This is a genomic window from Vibrio breoganii (assembly GCF_024346795.1).
Taxonomy (GTDB): Bacteria; Pseudomonadota; Gammaproteobacteria; order Enterobacterales; family Vibrionaceae; genus Vibrio; species Vibrio breoganii.
This window is the reverse complement of sequence record NZ_AP024864.1, coordinates 1304796-1320943: the sequence shown is the minus strand read 5'-3', so window position 1 is coordinate 1320943 and position 16148 is coordinate 1304796. Positions and strand designations below refer to the sequence as shown.

The following is a 16148-nucleotide window of genomic DNA, read 5'->3' as shown; positions in this document are numbered from 1 at the left end:
CTACAATCAAAAATTCTAACGCAGTTATCGAGCATTTTAACCAGCTAGGATGACCAGCTATTTAGTACGATTGGTATAGAGTTAATCCATTTCGGCAATTTTTACCTTCCAAGTTTCTGGACCAATCTGGTGTGCATTGGCACCACTTGAGTCTACCGCAACGGTGACAGGCATATCTTCAACATCAAATTCGTAGATCGCCTCCATGCCTAGCTCTTCAAATGCAATCACCTTGGCACTCTTGATGGCTTTAGAGACAAGGTAAGCAGCGCCACCCACAGCCATGAGATACACCGCTTTGTTTTCTTTAATAAGCTCAACGGTTTGCGCGCCGCGTTCAGCCTTGCCTATCATGCCGGCAATGCCTGTTTTTGACAGCATCATTTCAGTGAACTTATCCATACGCGTTGAGGTGGTTGGGCCCGCAGGTCCTACCGCTTCATCACCTACTGCATCCACAGGCCCAACGTAGTAAATAAACTTGCCTTTGAAGTCGACACCTTCTGGCAGCCCTTCACCGCTTTCTAGAAGCTGTTGAATACGTTTGTGGGCGGCATCACGTCCAGTCAACATCTTGCCTGACAGCAATAAGGTCTCACCGGTTTTCCAGGTTTCAATATCGGCTTGGGTGACAGAATCCAGATTCACTCGGCGCGCTTTAGCGCCCGCATCCCACGAGATTTCCGGCCAGTCTTCAAGTTTAGGTGGAACCAAATTCGCCGGGCCCGACCCATCTAGAGTGAAATGCACGTGTCTGGTTGCTGCGCAGTTTGGGATCATGCATACAGGCTTAGACGCTGCGTGGGTTGGCGCGGTTTTGATTTTCACATCCACCACGGTGGTTAAGCCGCCAAGGCCTTGAGCACCAATACCGGTTTTGTTGGCACGCTCGAAGATCTCTAAGCGCATCTTCTCTTCTGTGGTTTGTGCGCCTCGCTCCATCAATTCATGGATATCAACGGGATCCATTAAGGATTCTTTTGCCAGTACTGCTGCTTTTTCTGCAGTACCACCAATGCCTATCCCTAGCATGCCCGGTGGACACCAGCCTGCGCCCATTGTTGGCAAGGTTTTTTCAACCCATTCTGCTACGTCATCGGATGGGTTTAGCATTACCATCTTGGTTTTGTTTTCTGAACCACCGCCCTTAGCGGCAATTTGTACCTCAACCTTGTCACCTGGCACCATATTAATGTGCACAACAGCAGGTGTATTGTCTTTGGTGTTAATACGCTTGCCCGCTGGGTCTAACAAAATAGACGCTCGAAGCGGGTTATCTGGATTGGTGTAGGCTTGTCGTACGCCCTCATCAATCATCTCTTGTACTGTGACGTCGGTGTCTTCCCACTGTACTTTCATGCCAATGTTCACGAAACACGTCACAATGCCAGTATCCTGACAAATAGGTCTGTGGCCTTCTGCTGACATTCGAGAGTTAATTAGGATCTGTGCAATCGCATCCTTTGCCGCAGTGCTTTCTTCGGCGTGGTACGCTTTTTCTAACGCTTGCACAAAATCAAGCGGATGGTAGTAAGAGATGTATTGAAGTGCATCAGCGACGCTGCTGATAAGATCTTGCTTACGAATTACGGTCATTCGCGGAGCCCCTTTTGGTCAGTCTGAATCCGTTTCAAGCACGATAAAGCCTATGACTTCACGTGCGTTCTGAACTTGAGATAAATCTATGATACTCTTGAGGCGATTCTCAAACCACACTCACCTTTACGGTGTCGTCACATTTCAAGCAATTTGATAGATGTCTGATTTAAATATTCAAACCGAGCAACTCATTTATCGAAAGGATCTCGTCCTAGATCTGTTCGAAAAAATAGAACATTACCCTTACGCCATGCTGCTGCGCTCCGCATCGGATAATCACCCAAACAGTCGTTATGATATTTTGGTGCATTCACCACAGATCACAGTAGAAACCTATGGCGACGTGAGTGATGTAACAATAGAAGGCGAGCTTTCTCAAGTTGCAGAGGATCCTTTCGAACTCTTGCGAAGACTGCAACAGCAATACCTGCCTCATTCACATACCGATACACATCTCCCCTTTATTGGTGGCTGGCTTGGCTACTTTGCTTACGATCTTGGCAGACGCATTGAAGACTTTAAAAACATTGCCAAACGAGATCTTAACGCGCCGGATATGGCGGTGGGTCTGTATGAAAAGGCATTGGTGGTTGATCACGAACTCAAACAAGCTTACTGGGTTGGACAAAACCTCAGTGGCGACAACATGCCTTCCCACTCTCAAGAGTTTGATGTCGAGCATCCTTCGTTCCAGTTAGAGACGCCTTGGTCTGCCAATATGAGCAAGTCGCAATATCAGGGTAAATTTGAGGCTGTTCAAGACTATCTGTTAGCGGGTGATTGTTATCAAATCAACCTAGCCCAGCGCTTTAGCGCTGGATACTCTGGCAACGAATGGCAGGCATACAAGACCCTAGAAAATGAGAACAAGGCGCCATTTTCTGCGTTTATTCGCTTGCCGCACAATGCGGTGCTCAGTATATCGCCAGAGCGCTTTTTATTGGCTCACGATAAACAAGTCGAGACCAAGCCAATTAAGGGCACAAGGCCACGCTTTAACGATCCCTTAAAAGACAAACAGCAAAAAGACGACTTACAAACGGCAGAGAAAGACCAAGCCGAAAACCTGATGATTGTGGATCTGCTGCGTAACGACATAGGGCGCGTGTCCTCCCCTGGTAGTGTGAAAGTCCCGCATTTGTTTGAAATTGAGAGCTTCCCTGCGGTTCATCATCTGGTGAGTACGATTACCGGTGTATTGGACGAGCAGTATGATGAGTACGACTTGCTTCGCGCTTGTTTTCCGGGAGGGTCAATTACTGGCGCACCCAAGGTCAGAGCCATGCAGATCATAGAAGAGCTTGAGCCTCATCGTCGCAGTGTTTATTGCGGTAGCATTGGCTATATCAGTCGATGTGGCAATATGGACACTAGCATCACCATCAGAACGCTTATCACAGAAGATCAAAAAATCCATGCCTGGGCAGGCGGTGGATTGGTCGCTGACAGTGAGTGTGAATCAGAATATCAAGAAACCTTACATAAACTTGGCAAAATTCTGCCAGTATTAGAATAGTGAACTGATAGGGTCTGTTGATCTTTTGAGGTTATTTTTGTAGCGATTTGTTGGGTATTAATACAAGGCAGGCGCTTTTAGGTGTGGTGGTTCCACATGAAAAGTGACTAACGCGGTAGAAATGCCCAACAAAGCGCTACCCGAAGGGCTCGGCCAGAACCCATTTACTCATCGTTGAGCGGCTTTTGCTTAGATGGCTAAGCGGCAAGTCCCTCGCCTTGATTAAATGACTTCTGGTCGAGCAAAATTCAATCGCAAAAGGTCAACAGACCCTAAAGAGGAAGGCATGACCAAAGACGAGTTTTTATTGAGATTTAATCTGAGTAAGCCTTCTTCCTACGATACACAAAGCCTGCAACGACTGGCCCATTTTGACCAAGATGTGCTAAGGCCTGCTGCCGTATTAATTGGTCTGGTTGAGCGCAGCAATCGTCTTCATGTCATCCTCACTAAGCGCGCAGCCCATCTTAAGCACCACCCAGGGCAAGTAAGCTTCCCCGGAGGAAAATACGAGCAAGATGACTGTCTTCTAAGTGTTACTGCGGTAAGAGAAACCTATGAAGAAGTGGGCATTGACCCCTCATTGATCACGGTAGCGGGTGCTCTGCCCCCATTACCGACTCTAAGTCAGTTTGCGGTGACCCCTTATATTGCTTTTATCGACTCTAACTACCAGTCAAAGCTTGATCCCAACGAGGTAGATGAGGCATTTGAAGTGCCCGCCGAGTTTCTCTTTGCACGCCAGAACCTCGCAAGTTTCCATTTCCAGTTAAAAACCGTCACCCACAAGGTGTTTGCTATCCCCTATCAAAGACATTTTATTTGGGGAGTCACTGCGCAAATTATTGATGCAATGCAAAGACAGCTCACTTATTTGATGGATTAAACAGCGCTTAATAAAAAATACCCATGAAATAGGCACTCTTTACTTGATGCAAAATTATTGGTGAGTAAACTGATAAGTTCTATTTAATTTTCTATTTCTCGATAGCATCTATTGGAGAGTAATACCAAATGACTTACGCGCCTGTAACAGACGTACTTAGCGGAAAGCTCGAAGTAAACAGTGAAATCACTGTTCGTGGCTGGATCCGCTCACGTCGCGATTCCAAAGCTGGAATCTCTTTTCTTGCCATCTATGACGGCTCTTGTTTCGACCCGATTCAGGCCGTGGTCCCAAATAGTTTAAATAATTACGATGAAGAAGTACTAAAACTGACCACAGGTTGCTCTGTAGAAGTGACAGGTACCGTCGTAGAGTCTCCAGCAAAAGGTCAAGATTTTGAGCTAGCTGCAACCGCTGTAACAGTGGTTGGCTGGGTTGAAGATGCTGACACTTACCCAATGGCTAAGACTCGTCATTCTATCGAGTACCTTCGTGAAGTGGCACACCTTCGCCCACGTACCAACGTGATTGGCGCTGTTGCTCGCGTGCGTAACTGCTTGTCACAAGCGATCCATCGCTTCTACCACGAGCAAGGCTTCTTCTGGACTTCAGCCCCGCTAATCACAGCATCTGATGCTGAAGGTGCAGGCGAGATGTTCCGCGTATCCACTTTGGATATGGAAAACCTACCGCGCACTGATAAAGGCGATGTGGACTACAACGAAGATTTCTTCGGCAAAGAAACATTCCTTACTGTATCTGGCCAGTTGAACGCAGAAGCGTATGCATGTGCCCTAAGCAAGGTATACACCTTTGGTCCAACGTTCCGCGCAGAAAACTCAAACACCAGCCGCCACCTAGCGGAGTTCTGGATGGTTGAGCCAGAGATCGCGTTTGCTGATCTTGATGATGCAGCGAAACTGGCTGAAGACATGCTTAAGTATGTATTCAAAGCGGTTCTTGCAGAGCGTCGTGACGATCTAGAGTTCTTTGCACAGCGCATTGACAAGCAAGCGATCTCTCGCCTTGAGCAGTTCGTAGACGCTGACTTTGCACAAGTGGACTACACAGACGCCATTCAAATTCTACTGGACTCTGGTCGTGAGTTTGAATTTGACGTTGAGTGGGGCATCGACATGTCATCTGAGCATGAGCGTTACCTTGCAGAAGAACACTTCAAGGCACCGGTAATCGTTAAGAACTACCCGAAAGACATCAAAGCCTTCTACATGCGCTTGAACGACGACGGCAAAACTGTTGCTGCGATGGACGTTCTAGCACCTGGCATTGGTGAAATCATCGGTGGTGCTCAGCGTGAAGAGCGTCTAGATATTCTAGATGAGCGTATGATTGCTATGGGTATCGACCCTGAGCACATGAGCTGGTACCGCGACCTACGTAAATACGGCACAGTGCCACACGCTGGTTTCGGTCTTGGTTTTGAGCGCTTAGTATCGTACGTAACCGGTATGGGCAACGTTCGTGACGTGATTCCATTCCCACGTACACCACGCAGCGCGAACTTCTAAGTCGACTGCTGTTATAAAAAACCGCCGTTTGGCGGTTTTTTTGTGTCTAGATTTCAGGAAAAGTTGATATCAGACAGGTGTTACGGATTACATTGCTAAATTAATTACAAATCTGTTGTTTTGCCGTTTTTCTACAGGTATAAAAGAAGATAGTCACATTCCATTAATTCACTTTAACACGGACGATTCTCATGTTTGAAAAAGTAGTAGCTGCTCCTGCCGACCCTATCCTAGGTTTAACTGAAGAGTTTAAAAAAGATACTCGTGATACCAAGATCAATCTTGGCGTCGGTATCTACAAGAATGAACAAGGTTCAACCCCTGTTCTAGCCACTGTAAAAAAAGCAGAACAAGCGATTCTTGAGACCGAAACCACGAAGTCTTACCTAACGATTGAAGGCACAGCGGAATACGGCCTAGCAGTACAAAAGCTACTATTTGGTGACAACAGCGCTATTGTTTCTGAAAAACGTGCGAAGACGGCTCAAGCACCAGGTGGTACCGGTGCTCTTCGTGTGGCGGGTGAATTTATCAAGCGCCACCTTAACGGTGCAAAAATTTGGATCAGCAACCCTACTTGGGCGAACCACAAGGGTGTGTTCACCGCTGCAGGTATCGAAATTGCGGAATACCGTTACTACAACGCAGAGACTAAGGCGAAAGACTTTGACGCAATGCTTGCAGACCTTGAGCAAGCAAATGCCGGCGATATCGTTCTTCTGCACGGTTGCTGTCATAACCCAACAGGCATCGACCCTACTGCTGACGAGTGGCAAGCACTGGCTAAGCTAGCAGCAGACAAGAAATTGATTCCATTGTTTGACTTTGCGTACCAAGGCTTTGCTAAGGGCGTAGAAGAAGACGCTGCAGGTCTACGTGCGTTTGCTGAACAAAATAGTGAAATCCTAGTCGCGAGTTCTTTCTCAAAGAACTTCGGACTGTACAACGAGCGCGTGGGTGCCTTTACTCTAGTAGCGGCTAACGCTGAAGTTGCACAGACGGCTTTCTCTCAAGTTAAAGGGATTATTCGTTCAATCTACTCTAACCCACCTGCTCACGGTTCTGCGGTAGTGACTCACATTCTAAACAACGCCGAACTGCGTAAAGAGTGGGAAGCAGAAGTGAAAGAGATGCGTGACCGTATTCAAGAGATGCGTACTCTGTTTGTTGAAACGCTGAAAGCACAGGGCGTTTCTCGCGACTTTAGCTTTATTGAGCGTCAAAACGGTATGTTCTCTTTCTCTGGCCTAACCAAAGATCAAGTAACACGCCTTAAAGATGAATTTGCTATCTACATCGTAGGTTCAGGCCGTATCAGTGTTGCTGGCATGACCAAAGACAACATGTTGCCACTATGCAAAGGCATCGCAGCCGTACTTTAACAGCCGTACTTTAAGTACTCTCAAACAGACAAAAAGGCTGGTGTTTACCAGCCTTTTTTTATTTCTATAATTGGGTTTCTCTCTCTTACATCAAAAGCGAAGTTTAGCCACTACCCCACCCTGATCTAGTGTTGAGTCATCATTCCAAATAGTTCGGCCATACGCCCCAAGGGAAAAGTTTGTCGTAAAATAATAATCTAAAGAGAGCTCAAAAGAAGACTCATGAGTGAGGTCGTACTCTAGGTACTCAAGAACCATATTCCCTTCTAACGCTTCAGTGAATCCGTAGTTGACCCCAGCAAACAGCCCTAGTAAGAAGTCTTGTTCTTTCGCAATCGTCGAGCCATTGCTGTCTCGAATTTTAACGCTAACCCCGCCAAGCTTTACACCCGCATAGAGATCGCCGTTATCCATTACCGCAAAGCGCCTTGCTCCAGACACAGTGACATAGTCAGCCCTGTCGTTCTCATCGCCGTGATGAGTAAAGCGGCCCTTGTATTGAATGTTGGTAATCCAATACTCATTCACTAAAAATCTCAGATTGATATCACTGACCGTGACACCATCCCTGCCCTCAAGCACATCCGAGTTGAGTTTACCTCCACCGATGGCCACACTTATAAAGTTGTAATTTACCGGTGCATCATACGATCGAAAGCCCCAATCGTACGCTTCGCTATCTACAGCGAATAATGAACCTAAACTAAACAGTGCAATCGATGAGTATTTGTTCATGCGCTCTCCCTGTCATGAAAAAAGACAAATAAATGCCGATATTCAACCATAATAGTAGACAATAAATGATGATAGTTTAGTGACTTAACAATGATTTAGCGCCAAACTACTATTTATATCCTCTTTTTTTCGTTTTACGATGAACGATGCACTCAATCGCGATAATTAAGGCGCCTCATGGAAGTTGAACTACTCGAAATAAAACAGTTTCTCGCTCAGTACCCACCCTTCACAGACTTGCCTGATGAAGTACTCAGTCAGATATCACTTGAAACTGAAATATCCTACATCCGTAAGGGCGATGCAGTGGTTTCCTTAGGCGAGGCGATCTCTGATTTCTTCGTGGTGCGCAGTGGCGTCGTTGAGATCTCCAAACGTAACGGCTCTTTGTTCAACCGATTGGATGAAGGGGCGGTATTTGGGCAACTGGCATTATTAAGTAATGGCAAGGTGATGTTTCCAGCCAAGGCAATTGAAGACTGCCTGCTCTATTGCATACCCGCTGAAACCTTTCAAAACCTGTATGACTCTTATGACTCATTCGCTGATTTCGTTGCAGCAGAAGACAGTACACGACTGCGTCAAACCATTGCCAACACCGATGATAATGACCTCACAACGGCAAAAATCACCGCAATGATCAACCGTCCTCCATCAACCATCTCTGAATTTTCTTCTATCCGAGATGCGGCGATACAAATGGACGACGAGAATACTTCTTGCCTTCTTGTCGTCGACGATGAAGCGCACAATAGCGACAAACTGCGCGGCATACTCACAGACAGAGATTTATGCACTCGGGTGGTAGCTCAAGGCGTATCACCCGATGACACGGTGAAATCGGTGATGACCCAAGACGTTATTACATTAGACAGCAACGCTTATGTCTACGAAGCCATGTTAACCATGCAGCGCTTCAACGTTCATCACTTACCTATTCTTAGAAAAAACAAACCCATCGGCGTTATCGAAGCCAGTGATATCGTGCGTTACGAATCGCAAAACTCTTTGCTACTAGTGAGCTCTATCTTCCAACAAAACAGCGTTGATGATTTAGTCACTCTTTCTGAGCAGGTTAATGATAGTTTCGTCAGATTGGTCAACGAAGATGCTAACTCTCACATGGTGGGAAGTGCGATGGCCATCATAGGGAAAAGCTTTAAACAGCGCATCATTGAACTTGCTGAAGAAGAACTTGGTCCCTCGCCTGTTCCCTATTGCTTCCTTGCCCTTGGTTCAATGGCACGTGACGAGCAACTGATTGTGACCGATCAGGATAACGCCATCATTTTATCCAACAGCTTCGATAAAGAAAAACACGATGAATATTTCGCTACCCTTGCTCAGATGGTCAGTGACGGATTGGATCGTTGTGGCTACCCATACTGTACCGGTGACATTATGGCAACCAATCCTATTTGGCGAATGACTCAAACCGAATGGGAAGAGTGCTTTGCAGACTGGATTGACAACCCTAATGCTAAGGCCTTGCTAAATGCGTCAATATTCTTTGATTTAGTGGGCGTTCACGGACAAATCAAGTGGGCAGAAAAGCTCAATCGTTTTATTACTGAACGCGCTAAAAACAATTCGAAATTCCTGTACTGCTTGGCGCGAAATGCACTCAACCGTACGCCCCCATTAGGCTTTTTCAAGAGCTTTGTGATGGAAAAAGATGGTAAGCATAAAAACTCAATAAACCTTAAGCGTCGTGGTACTGCGCCACTGGCCGACCTTATCCGCGTTCATGCGCTGGCTGTGGGTTCAACCCAGCAAAACTCTTTTGAACGCCTAGATGACATCCTTGATGCTGGAATACTGCCAAGAGGAAGAGCCCAAGATCTTAAGGATGCACTCGAATTTATTTCTCTGGTGCGCATACGACATCAAGCCATTGATATCAGTGAAGAGAGAGAGCCCGATAACAACATAGAGCCTGAGAACCTTTCTGATTTTGAAAGACGTAACCTTAAAGATGCTTTCCAGATCTTGAGTAATGCTCAGAATTTCTTGAAATTTCGCTATCAAGGCACATCGTTGAAATAATATTATGTTTAAAAAAACAGATGACAGTCAGGTGCCTGTGACGCCGACCAAAGATTGGCAAGCGCATTTCAATGCCTTGCTCGAGGAAAGTAAACACGGGCATATTAAACGCTTCTACGAGGCGGGCACTATTGACCAAAAAACAGCACTGAAAGACGTACCCTTTTTAGCGTTAGATTTTGAAACCACTGGGCTTAATTCAGACAAAGATGAGATCATCTCCATTGGATTGGTCCCTTTTGACTTAAATCGAATCTACCTTAGGCAAAGCAAGCAGTGGCTTATCAAGCCACAAAAAGCCCTTAATGCAGACTCTGTGGTGATCCATGGTATCACTCACTCAGAGCTTCAATACGCTCCCGATATCATGAACGTCCTACCTGAGTTCCTCGATGCAATCGCAGGTAAGGTGTGCGTGGTTCATTATCGGCAAATCGAACGTAGCTTTTTAGACAGTATCCTTAGGCGTAGGGTCAACGAAGGCATTCAATTTCCGGTGATTGATACCCTACAGATCGAATGGGAAGTACAACAAGAATACGCTGCTGGATTTATGAATCGCTTAAAGGGTAAAAGGCCTGGATCTGTGCGTCTTGCTAAGAGTCGCAAGCGCTACAATCTTCCGACGTATACACCCCATGATGCGCTAGTGGATGCCATTGCCACAGCAGAGCTTTTGCAAGCACAAGTGGCTCACCATTTCAGCCCTGATACTGCAGTCGAGGAGTTGTGGCTATAGGGCTTGGGGCTTGGGCCTTGGGCTTAGGGATTAGCGCTTAGGCAATCTCCTTAGCTTAACGCTGTGCATAACACCCAATGCTGAGGCTCAGCGTCAGCGTTGGGTACCGTCTGCCAGCCAAGCCGAGTGTACAGAGTTGGCCGATTCGTGTAGACGTAGAGGTGCTGTTGATTTAGGTCGCCACACTGGCGCGTTGCTTCCTCTATGAGCTTCGAGCCTATCCCGCTGCCCCTGCAATCAGGTTTAACCAAAAGTGCATTTATCCAAACTACTTTCTCATCAGTAAACGGCTGCTCAAAGAGAGAAAATGCCATACCCCCCGCTAGTTCCCCATCACACAAGGCAAATATTGGCTTGGGAACATCAGGTGATGAGATAACAATATCTTGTGACCATTCATCGATACACCAAGATCGAAATTGAGAGCACAGTGGTTTGGATGATTCTACAATCTGCACTTGCTTCATCAATCGACCAATTGGTATTCAATCACGAACAACTCGGAAACATCGGGGTAAATATCGGAGATCACCTGTTTAAGCACAGGCAGGGTCATATTCTCTTGAACAGCATGGAAATCCGTAAGATCTGCAAACTGTATCGGCGTCACCGACTTTATCTGCAATCGACAAAACCCACGCCCTTGCTCAAAGGTTGCCACGTCAACGATAGAGCCCGGCGCATAGTCACACTCATTAGCATCTCGGATGGTGATGGTTTTCTTTCCCGCCAAGATGTCATTTTCAAAACGTTCAAAGAACGTCATGGTTGATAAACTCATTTTATTTCCTTTTGTTCACAAAAAAGGCCTGATGAATCAGGCCTTTTACTCATACTTGGTCTTTCAACTGCTAAGCTTAGCGCTCTTCAGTAGCCATACCCATTAGCAAGCTCACACACATGGCAAGCAAGACAAAGGTAAATGGCAGAGCGGTAGAAATCGCACCGGCCTGTAGGGCCTGTACTGCTTCTGAGCCACCAACCCAAAGCATCGCAACCGCGATTGCGCCTTCCATAAATGCCCAGAACACACGTTGTGGCATAGGAGCATCTAGCTTACCACCAGCAGTAATACTATCAATGACCAAAGAACCTGAGTCAGACGATGTTACGAAGAACACCATAACCAAGATAATCGCGATGATAGATAGCATGTTTGCCATTGGCATAGCGTCAAACATCTCAAACATTGCTAGAGAGACGTCGGTTAGACCTTTAGTACCTAGGATACCGACATTGTTGATCACTTGGTCAATCGCCAAGCCACCAAACGTAGACATCCAAATCAGAGTCACTGTTGTTGGTACAATTAATACTGCAGTCATAAACTGACGAACGGTACGGCCCTTAGAAACACGAGCGATGAACATACCTACGAATGGGGACCATGAAATCCACCAAGCCCAGTAGAACACAGTCCAACCTTGGAACCACGCCTCATCATCACGACCGTGCGGGTTACTTAGTGGAATGATGTTCTCAACGTAAGACACTAGCGTTGTAGAGATGCTAGCGAAGGTAACGTGGTAGCCAATGATCAATACAAACACGAGCAATACAAACGCAATGATCATGTTGATGTTAGAAACCAGTTTCACACCACCATGCATACCGCGCATTACCGACACAATAGCAAGCAAGGTAACAAAGCTGATAACCGCAACCTGCATACCAAAGCCAGCTTCAACGCCAAACACGTGCTGAATACCACTTGCCGCTTGCTGAGCACCAAGACCGAGCGATGTTGCAAGGCCAAAGAGTGTCGCGAGTACCGCAAGAATATCAACAAGGTGACCAGGCCAACCCCAAGCGCGATCCCCTAAGATCGGGTAAAAGATTGAACGGATAGAAAGCGGCAAACCTTTGTTGTACGCAAAGAATGCTAAAGAAAGTGCTACAACACCATAAATAGCCCAAGGGTGAAGACCCCAGTGGTACATAGTCGCACCTAGAGCTAGCTTCGCGGCTTCTGCCGTGTTCGCTTCCACATTAAGCGGAGTCTCATACCAGCCAGTGAAGTAAGCAACAGGTTCAGCCACACTCCAGAACATCAGACCGATACCCATGCCGGCAGCAAATAGCATTGCTATCCATGACAGAGCAGAGTATTCAGGGACTGCGTCTTTACCGCCTAAGCGGATTTTTCCATAAGGCGAAACGATTAGCGCTAAGCAGAAGACAACAAAAATGTTACCCGCCCAGATAAACAGGGCATCGAAAGAGCCAATGATCTGCCACTTTAAGCCATCAAGTGCTGTCTTTGCGGTATCCGCATCAAGAAACACCATCGCCAGTAGAAAAAGAATGGTTAGGCCGGCACTCGCGGAAAATACCGCATTGTGCACATCAAAACCCCATTTTTGGACATTATCTTGTCCAATCTGATAATCAGTACTATCAATACTGTACTTATCAATTCCCTTGGTCATTCGACCTCCCATATTTGTACAAAAAGCGTACCGATTACGATTACATCATGTAATTAACTTTCAATTATAACTGAACAAGACTCTTTTTTCGATAAATCAGGGAATTAAGTTACATAGTCAGCCCATACATACCCGGAAACAGCAACAAAGTAGCCAGCACCACTACCTGAATGGCGATAAACGGCATGACGCCAGCGTAGATATCTCTTGTTGTCACCTGTTTAGGCGCAACCCCTTTCAGATAGAATAAACTGAAGCCAAATGGCGGTGTTAAAAAGGAGGTCTGCAAGTTCATCGCTACCAGTATGGCAAACCACACCATATTGATGCCCAGAAGCTCAGCAACCGGCGAGATCATAGGAACAATGATGAAACAGATTTCCACAAAATCAATGAAGAAGCCCAACACAAGAATGACTAACATCACTAAGATCAAGAAGCCCCACTTCTCGCCCGGAAGTTTAAGAAGCCATTCTTCTACTAAGTAATCACCGCCTGTGTAGGTAAATGCCATAGAGAATGCGGTCGCACCGAGTAAGATGGCAAACACCATAGCCGTAACCTTTACGGTTTCTTTCGATGACTCATACAATAGGGTCCAGCTAAACTGTCGATACAGCAGCGCTAATACGATTGCCCCCGCACCGCCTAGTGCAGCAGATTCAGTGGGCGTTGCAATGCCAGCAAAAATAGAACCAAGCACAACGACTATCAGCGCTAAAGGCGGCACTATTGCTTTCAGGGCCGCAATCACTTCTTGTTTGCGGCTTTGATCATCAAGTTTAGGGATGGATTGTGCGGCCTCTGGCTTGAAAAACGCGTAGATAGCAATATACAAAACATAGGCAATCACTAGCACTAAGCCCGGCCAAAGTGCTGCTTTAAACAAATCACCCACAGGAACACCCAGTACATCGCCCAATAGGATGAGGACAATAGAAGGCGGGATAATCTGACCTAGCGTTCCTGACGCACATATGGTGCCACAGGCAAGTTTCTTATCGTAGTTGTACTTCAACATTACAGGCAGGGAAATCAAACCCATGGCCACTACCGATGCTCCCACTACCCCAGTCGATGCCGCAAGCAGTGCGCCAACCAAGACGGTTGAGATAGCAATCCCCCCTCGTACTCCGCCAAACAGTCGCCCCATGGCCTCTAGTAACTGTTCCGCCAAGCGAGTTTTTTGCAGTACCAAACCCATAAATATAAACAGTGGCACCGCCATCAATACAGTGTTCTGCATGATGGACTCTATGCGGTAAGGCATGAAGGCAAACATGTCCCAGCCTTCTGACCACACACCAAATATCAGCGCTATACCTCCAAAGGTAAACGCCACTGGAAAACCGAGCAATAGCGCGAACAAGGCTACCGCAAACATAATAATCCCTATCATGCTTGTTCCTTCTTATGAGTATCCGCGTTCAACAATTGACTGATAGACTTACACAACAGTCCTAAGCCACTTGTCGCAATAAAGAAAAATGAGACAGGGATTACCGCCTTGATTATCCAGCGGTAAGGCAATCCACCAGGGTCACCTGACTGCTCGCCAATATCGTAAGCCTGATAGGCAAAATCAATGCCATACCATGCGACTAATAAACTGAACGGCAGTAACCATATGAAGATTCCAAGAATATCAATAATGGCCTGTACCTTGGGTGAGAAGCGTTCGTAGAAAATATCCACACGAACGTGGCCATTGGTTTTTATGGCGTAGGGTACGCCGAGCAAGAATACCGCAGAAAACAGATGCCACTCTAGCTCTTGAAAAGCGATAGATACGTCATTAAATACATAACGCATCACAACATCGTAAACAACGTTTGCTACTAAAAGCAAAAACAACACACTGGAGATGTGCCCCAGTGCGTCGCTAATTCTATTAAAAAATCCCTCTAATGCAGTCAGCAATTGACCTCCCTGTCTGCTGAAACTAAAGATTTTTGTGGACCTTCAGTTCGCACTGAAAGTCCACGGCTTGTTTACTGATCCGTCGTAGCACTATTTAGGTAAGCTCGTTTAGAAATATCACTCCAAGAACGAGTTTGCTCTAAATACTGTGCTTGAGACATTTGAATCTTCTTCGCCATCTCATCTTCAGCAGCGTGCTCTGCCAGTAAACGGTCATTCACTGCGCGAAGCTCTTTCATTACTTCTGGCGGGAAGTTCTTCACCTGTACATCAGGATATTCGGTTCTGATACTTGCCCAGTTCTTGCCACTTTCATGGGTTGACTGAATATACATATCGTAGGCTGCGGTGCGCATAGCCACGCGTAAGATCTCTTGCAGATCAGCAGGCAGCTTGTCCCACGTGCGCTTGTTCACTAGGAATTGAAGCTCTGTTGCTGGCTCATGCCAACCTGTGTAGTAGTAAGGTGCGATCTTATGAAAGCCCATGCGAAGATCGAGAGAGGGACCCACCCACTCTAGTGCATCGATGGTCTTTCTTTCCAATGCGGTGTAAAGCTCACCCGGTGCAATGTTAGTTGGCTTAGCGCCAAGCTCAGCAAGGACTTCTCCGGCAAAGCCCGGAATACGCATTTTTAGACCTTGTAAGTCATCAACGCTGTTGATCTCTTTTTGGAACCAACCGCCCATTTGAACATCGGTGTTACCTCCAGGAAAAGACATAAGATTGTGAGGGGAGTAAACCTCTGCCATCAGTTCCATACCACCACCGTGATAGAACCATGCATATTGCTCTTCAGCCGTCATACCAAAGGGCATAGTGGTAAAGTAAAGAGTATTTGGAACCTTTCCTTTCCAGTAATACGAAGCCGAGTGCCCCATGTCATACTGGCCTGATTTAACCATATCAAAAACACCGAATGGCGCTTTATGTTTGTTTGACGAGTCAACGCGGATTTGCAATCGACCGTTAGACATTTTTTCCGCCATAGCGGCCATGTTTTTTGTCGCATCGCCGAAGATTGGGAAGTTAGGCCCCCAAGTTTCCGCAAGCTTTAACTTGTATACCTTGTCCGCAGCAACTGCTGTGCCTATGCTCGCCACCCCAATTAGGACCGCTAAACTACGCACACATGCCTTTGCCCATTTTGATTTCACTACCATGTTATTTGCTCCTCGTGCAGTCATAAATGTCTACAAAATCAACTAACTATGGACCAGTTTTATATAGGATGCTAAATAGTTGTTAAAAGTGTGTGTTACTCGATCTTCTTTAAGAAGTTATTACATTTTTTATCAAATAATGTCTAAGCTGAATGATCAGCTAAACATGGACTCTCGTAGGTGTGTTAAAGCCACAATTTGATC

General features: G+C 46.3%; 14 protein-coding genes. 6 read left to right on the top strand and 8 right to left on the bottom strand.

Annotation, left to right across the window (positions count from 1 at the left end; genetic code table 11):
- Positions 1-81 precede the first annotated feature (81 nt).
- Positions 82-1596 carry a fumarate hydratase gene (locus OCU35_RS06145; protein WP_017030033.1) on the bottom strand — a complete coding sequence of 505 codons (1515 nt, stop codon included), beginning with the start codon at positions 1594-1596 and terminating at the stop codon, positions 82-84.
- A 160-nt stretch (positions 1597-1756) separates the two neighbouring features.
- On the opposite strand from OCU35_RS06145, the gene pabB reads away from it, so the two are divergent.
- The 4 genes from pabB to OCU35_RS06125 all read left to right on the top strand — a co-directional run bounded on the left by pabB (position 1757) and on the right by OCU35_RS06125 (position 6912).
- Entirely contained in the window at positions 1757-3115 is a 1359-nt protein-coding gene (gene pabB / locus OCU35_RS06140; protein ID WP_261825850.1) for an aminodeoxychorismate synthase component I, read from the top strand.
- Positions 3116-3401: 286 nt separating this feature from the next.
- Positions 3402-4001 (top strand): CoA pyrophosphatase, encoded by a 600-nt coding sequence (locus OCU35_RS06135; RefSeq protein ID WP_065209922.1) that lies wholly within the window; start codon positions 3402-3404, stop codon positions 3999-4001.
- A 128-nt stretch (positions 4002-4129) separates the two neighbouring features.
- Positions 4130-5530, top strand: a complete 1401-nt coding sequence (asnS, locus tag OCU35_RS06130; RefSeq protein WP_017030036.1) for an asparagine--tRNA ligase — start codon at positions 4130-4132, stop codon at positions 5528-5530.
- Between the two features lie 191 nt (positions 5531-5721).
- Complete coding sequence (locus OCU35_RS06125) at positions 5722-6912, top strand: amino acid aminotransferase (protein ID WP_017030037.1); 1191 nt, start codon at positions 5722-5724, stop codon at positions 6910-6912.
- A 90-nt stretch (positions 6913-7002) separates the two neighbouring features.
- Here OCU35_RS06125 and OCU35_RS06120 read toward each other — a convergent pair whose 3' ends face one another.
- Positions 7003-7647 (bottom strand): hypothetical protein, encoded by a 645-nt coding sequence (locus OCU35_RS06120; RefSeq protein ID WP_017030038.1) that lies wholly within the window; start codon positions 7645-7647, stop codon positions 7003-7005.
- Positions 7648-7824: 177 nt separating this feature from the next.
- Between OCU35_RS06120 and OCU35_RS06115 the strand changes: the two genes are divergently transcribed.
- Together OCU35_RS06115 and OCU35_RS06110 are read left to right on the top strand one after the other, a co-directional pair.
- Positions 7825-9693 carry a putative nucleotidyltransferase substrate binding domain-containing protein gene (locus tag OCU35_RS06115; protein WP_017030039.1) on the top strand — a complete coding sequence of 623 codons (1869 nt, stop codon included), beginning with the start codon at positions 7825-7827 and terminating at the stop codon, positions 9691-9693.
- A 4-nt stretch (positions 9694-9697) separates the two neighbouring features.
- Positions 9698-10432, top strand: a complete 735-nt coding sequence (locus tag OCU35_RS06110; RefSeq protein WP_102483847.1) for a 3'-5' exonuclease — start codon at positions 9698-9700, stop codon at positions 10430-10432.
- Between the two features lie 50 nt (positions 10433-10482).
- On the opposite strand, the gene OCU35_RS06105 is transcribed toward OCU35_RS06110, so the two are convergent.
- The 6 genes from OCU35_RS06105 to OCU35_RS06080 form a co-directional block, all read right to left on the bottom strand.
- The gene (locus OCU35_RS06105) at positions 10483-10899 is read right to left on the bottom strand and encodes a GNAT family N-acetyltransferase (protein ID WP_261825849.1); all 417 of its coding nucleotides are present in this window, start codon (positions 10897-10899) and stop codon (positions 10483-10485) included.
- On the bottom strand, positions 10899-11213 hold the full coding sequence (gene yqfB, locus OCU35_RS06100; RefSeq protein ID WP_102322861.1) for a N(4)-acetylcytidine aminohydrolase: 315 nt from the start codon (positions 11211-11213) through the stop codon (positions 10899-10901). Before yqfB ends, OCU35_RS06105 begins: the two co-directional genes overlap by 1 nt.
- A gap of 76 nt (positions 11214-11289) precedes the next feature.
- Complete coding sequence (locus tag OCU35_RS06095; protein ID WP_017030043.1) at positions 11290-12861, bottom strand: BCCT family transporter; 1572 nt, start codon at positions 12859-12861, stop codon at positions 11290-11292.
- A gap of 109 nt (positions 12862-12970) precedes the next feature.
- The gene (locus OCU35_RS06090; protein ID WP_017030044.1) at positions 12971-14260 is read right to left on the bottom strand and encodes a TRAP transporter large permease; all 1290 of its coding nucleotides are present in this window, start codon (positions 14258-14260) and stop codon (positions 12971-12973) included.
- Positions 14257-14781 (bottom strand): TRAP transporter small permease subunit, encoded by a 525-nt coding sequence (locus OCU35_RS06085; protein WP_017030045.1) that lies wholly within the window; start codon positions 14779-14781, stop codon positions 14257-14259. The genes OCU35_RS06090 and OCU35_RS06085 overlap by 4 nt, the downstream gene beginning before the upstream one ends.
- Before the next feature lie 71 nt (positions 14782-14852).
- Complete coding sequence (locus OCU35_RS06080) at positions 14853-15944, bottom strand: TRAP transporter substrate-binding protein (protein WP_017030046.1); 1092 nt, start codon at positions 15942-15944, stop codon at positions 14853-14855.
- Between the last annotated feature and the right edge of the window lie 204 nt (positions 15945-16148).

Bases quoted from the DNA above. Each gene is read 5' to 3' on its own strand.
- OCU35_RS06120 (WP_017030038.1), bottom strand. From the start codon at position 7,647: ATGAACAAATACTCATCGATTGCACTGTTTAGTTTAGGTTCATTATTC.
- OCU35_RS06080 (WP_017030046.1), bottom strand. From the start codon at position 15,944: ATGGTAGTGAAATCAAAATGGGCAAAGGCATGTGTGCGTAGTTTAGCG.
- OCU35_RS06090 (WP_017030044.1), bottom strand. From the start codon at position 14,260: ATGATAGGGATTATTATGTTTGCGGTAGCCTTGTTCGCGCTATTGCTC.
- OCU35_RS06110 (WP_102483847.1), top strand. From the start codon at position 9,698: ATGTTTAAAAAAACAGATGACAGTCAGGTGCCTGTGACGCCGACCAAA.
- yqfB (WP_102322861.1), bottom strand. From the start codon at position 11,213: ATGAGTTTATCAACCATGACGTTCTTTGAACGTTTTGAAAATGACATC.
- OCU35_RS06115 (WP_017030039.1), top strand. From the start codon at position 7,825: ATGGAAGTTGAACTACTCGAAATAAAACAGTTTCTCGCTCAGTACCCA.
- OCU35_RS06095 (WP_017030043.1), bottom strand. From the start codon at position 12,861: ATGACCAAGGGAATTGATAAGTACAGTATTGATAGTACTGATTATCAG.
- OCU35_RS06145 (WP_017030033.1), bottom strand. From the start codon at position 1,596: ATGACCGTAATTCGTAAGCAAGATCTTATCAGCAGCGTCGCTGATGCA.
- OCU35_RS06135 (WP_065209922.1), top strand. From the start codon at position 3,402: ATGACCAAAGACGAGTTTTTATTGAGATTTAATCTGAGTAAGCCTTCT.
- asnS (WP_017030036.1), top strand. From the start codon at position 4,130: ATGACTTACGCGCCTGTAACAGACGTACTTAGCGGAAAGCTCGAAGTA.
- OCU35_RS06105 (WP_261825849.1), bottom strand. From the start codon at position 10,899: ATGAAGCAAGTGCAGATTGTAGAATCATCCAAACCACTGTGCTCTCAA.
- pabB (WP_261825850.1), top strand. From the start codon at position 1,757: ATGTCTGATTTAAATATTCAAACCGAGCAACTCATTTATCGAAAGGAT.
- OCU35_RS06125 (WP_017030037.1), top strand. From the start codon at position 5,722: ATGTTTGAAAAAGTAGTAGCTGCTCCTGCCGACCCTATCCTAGGTTTA.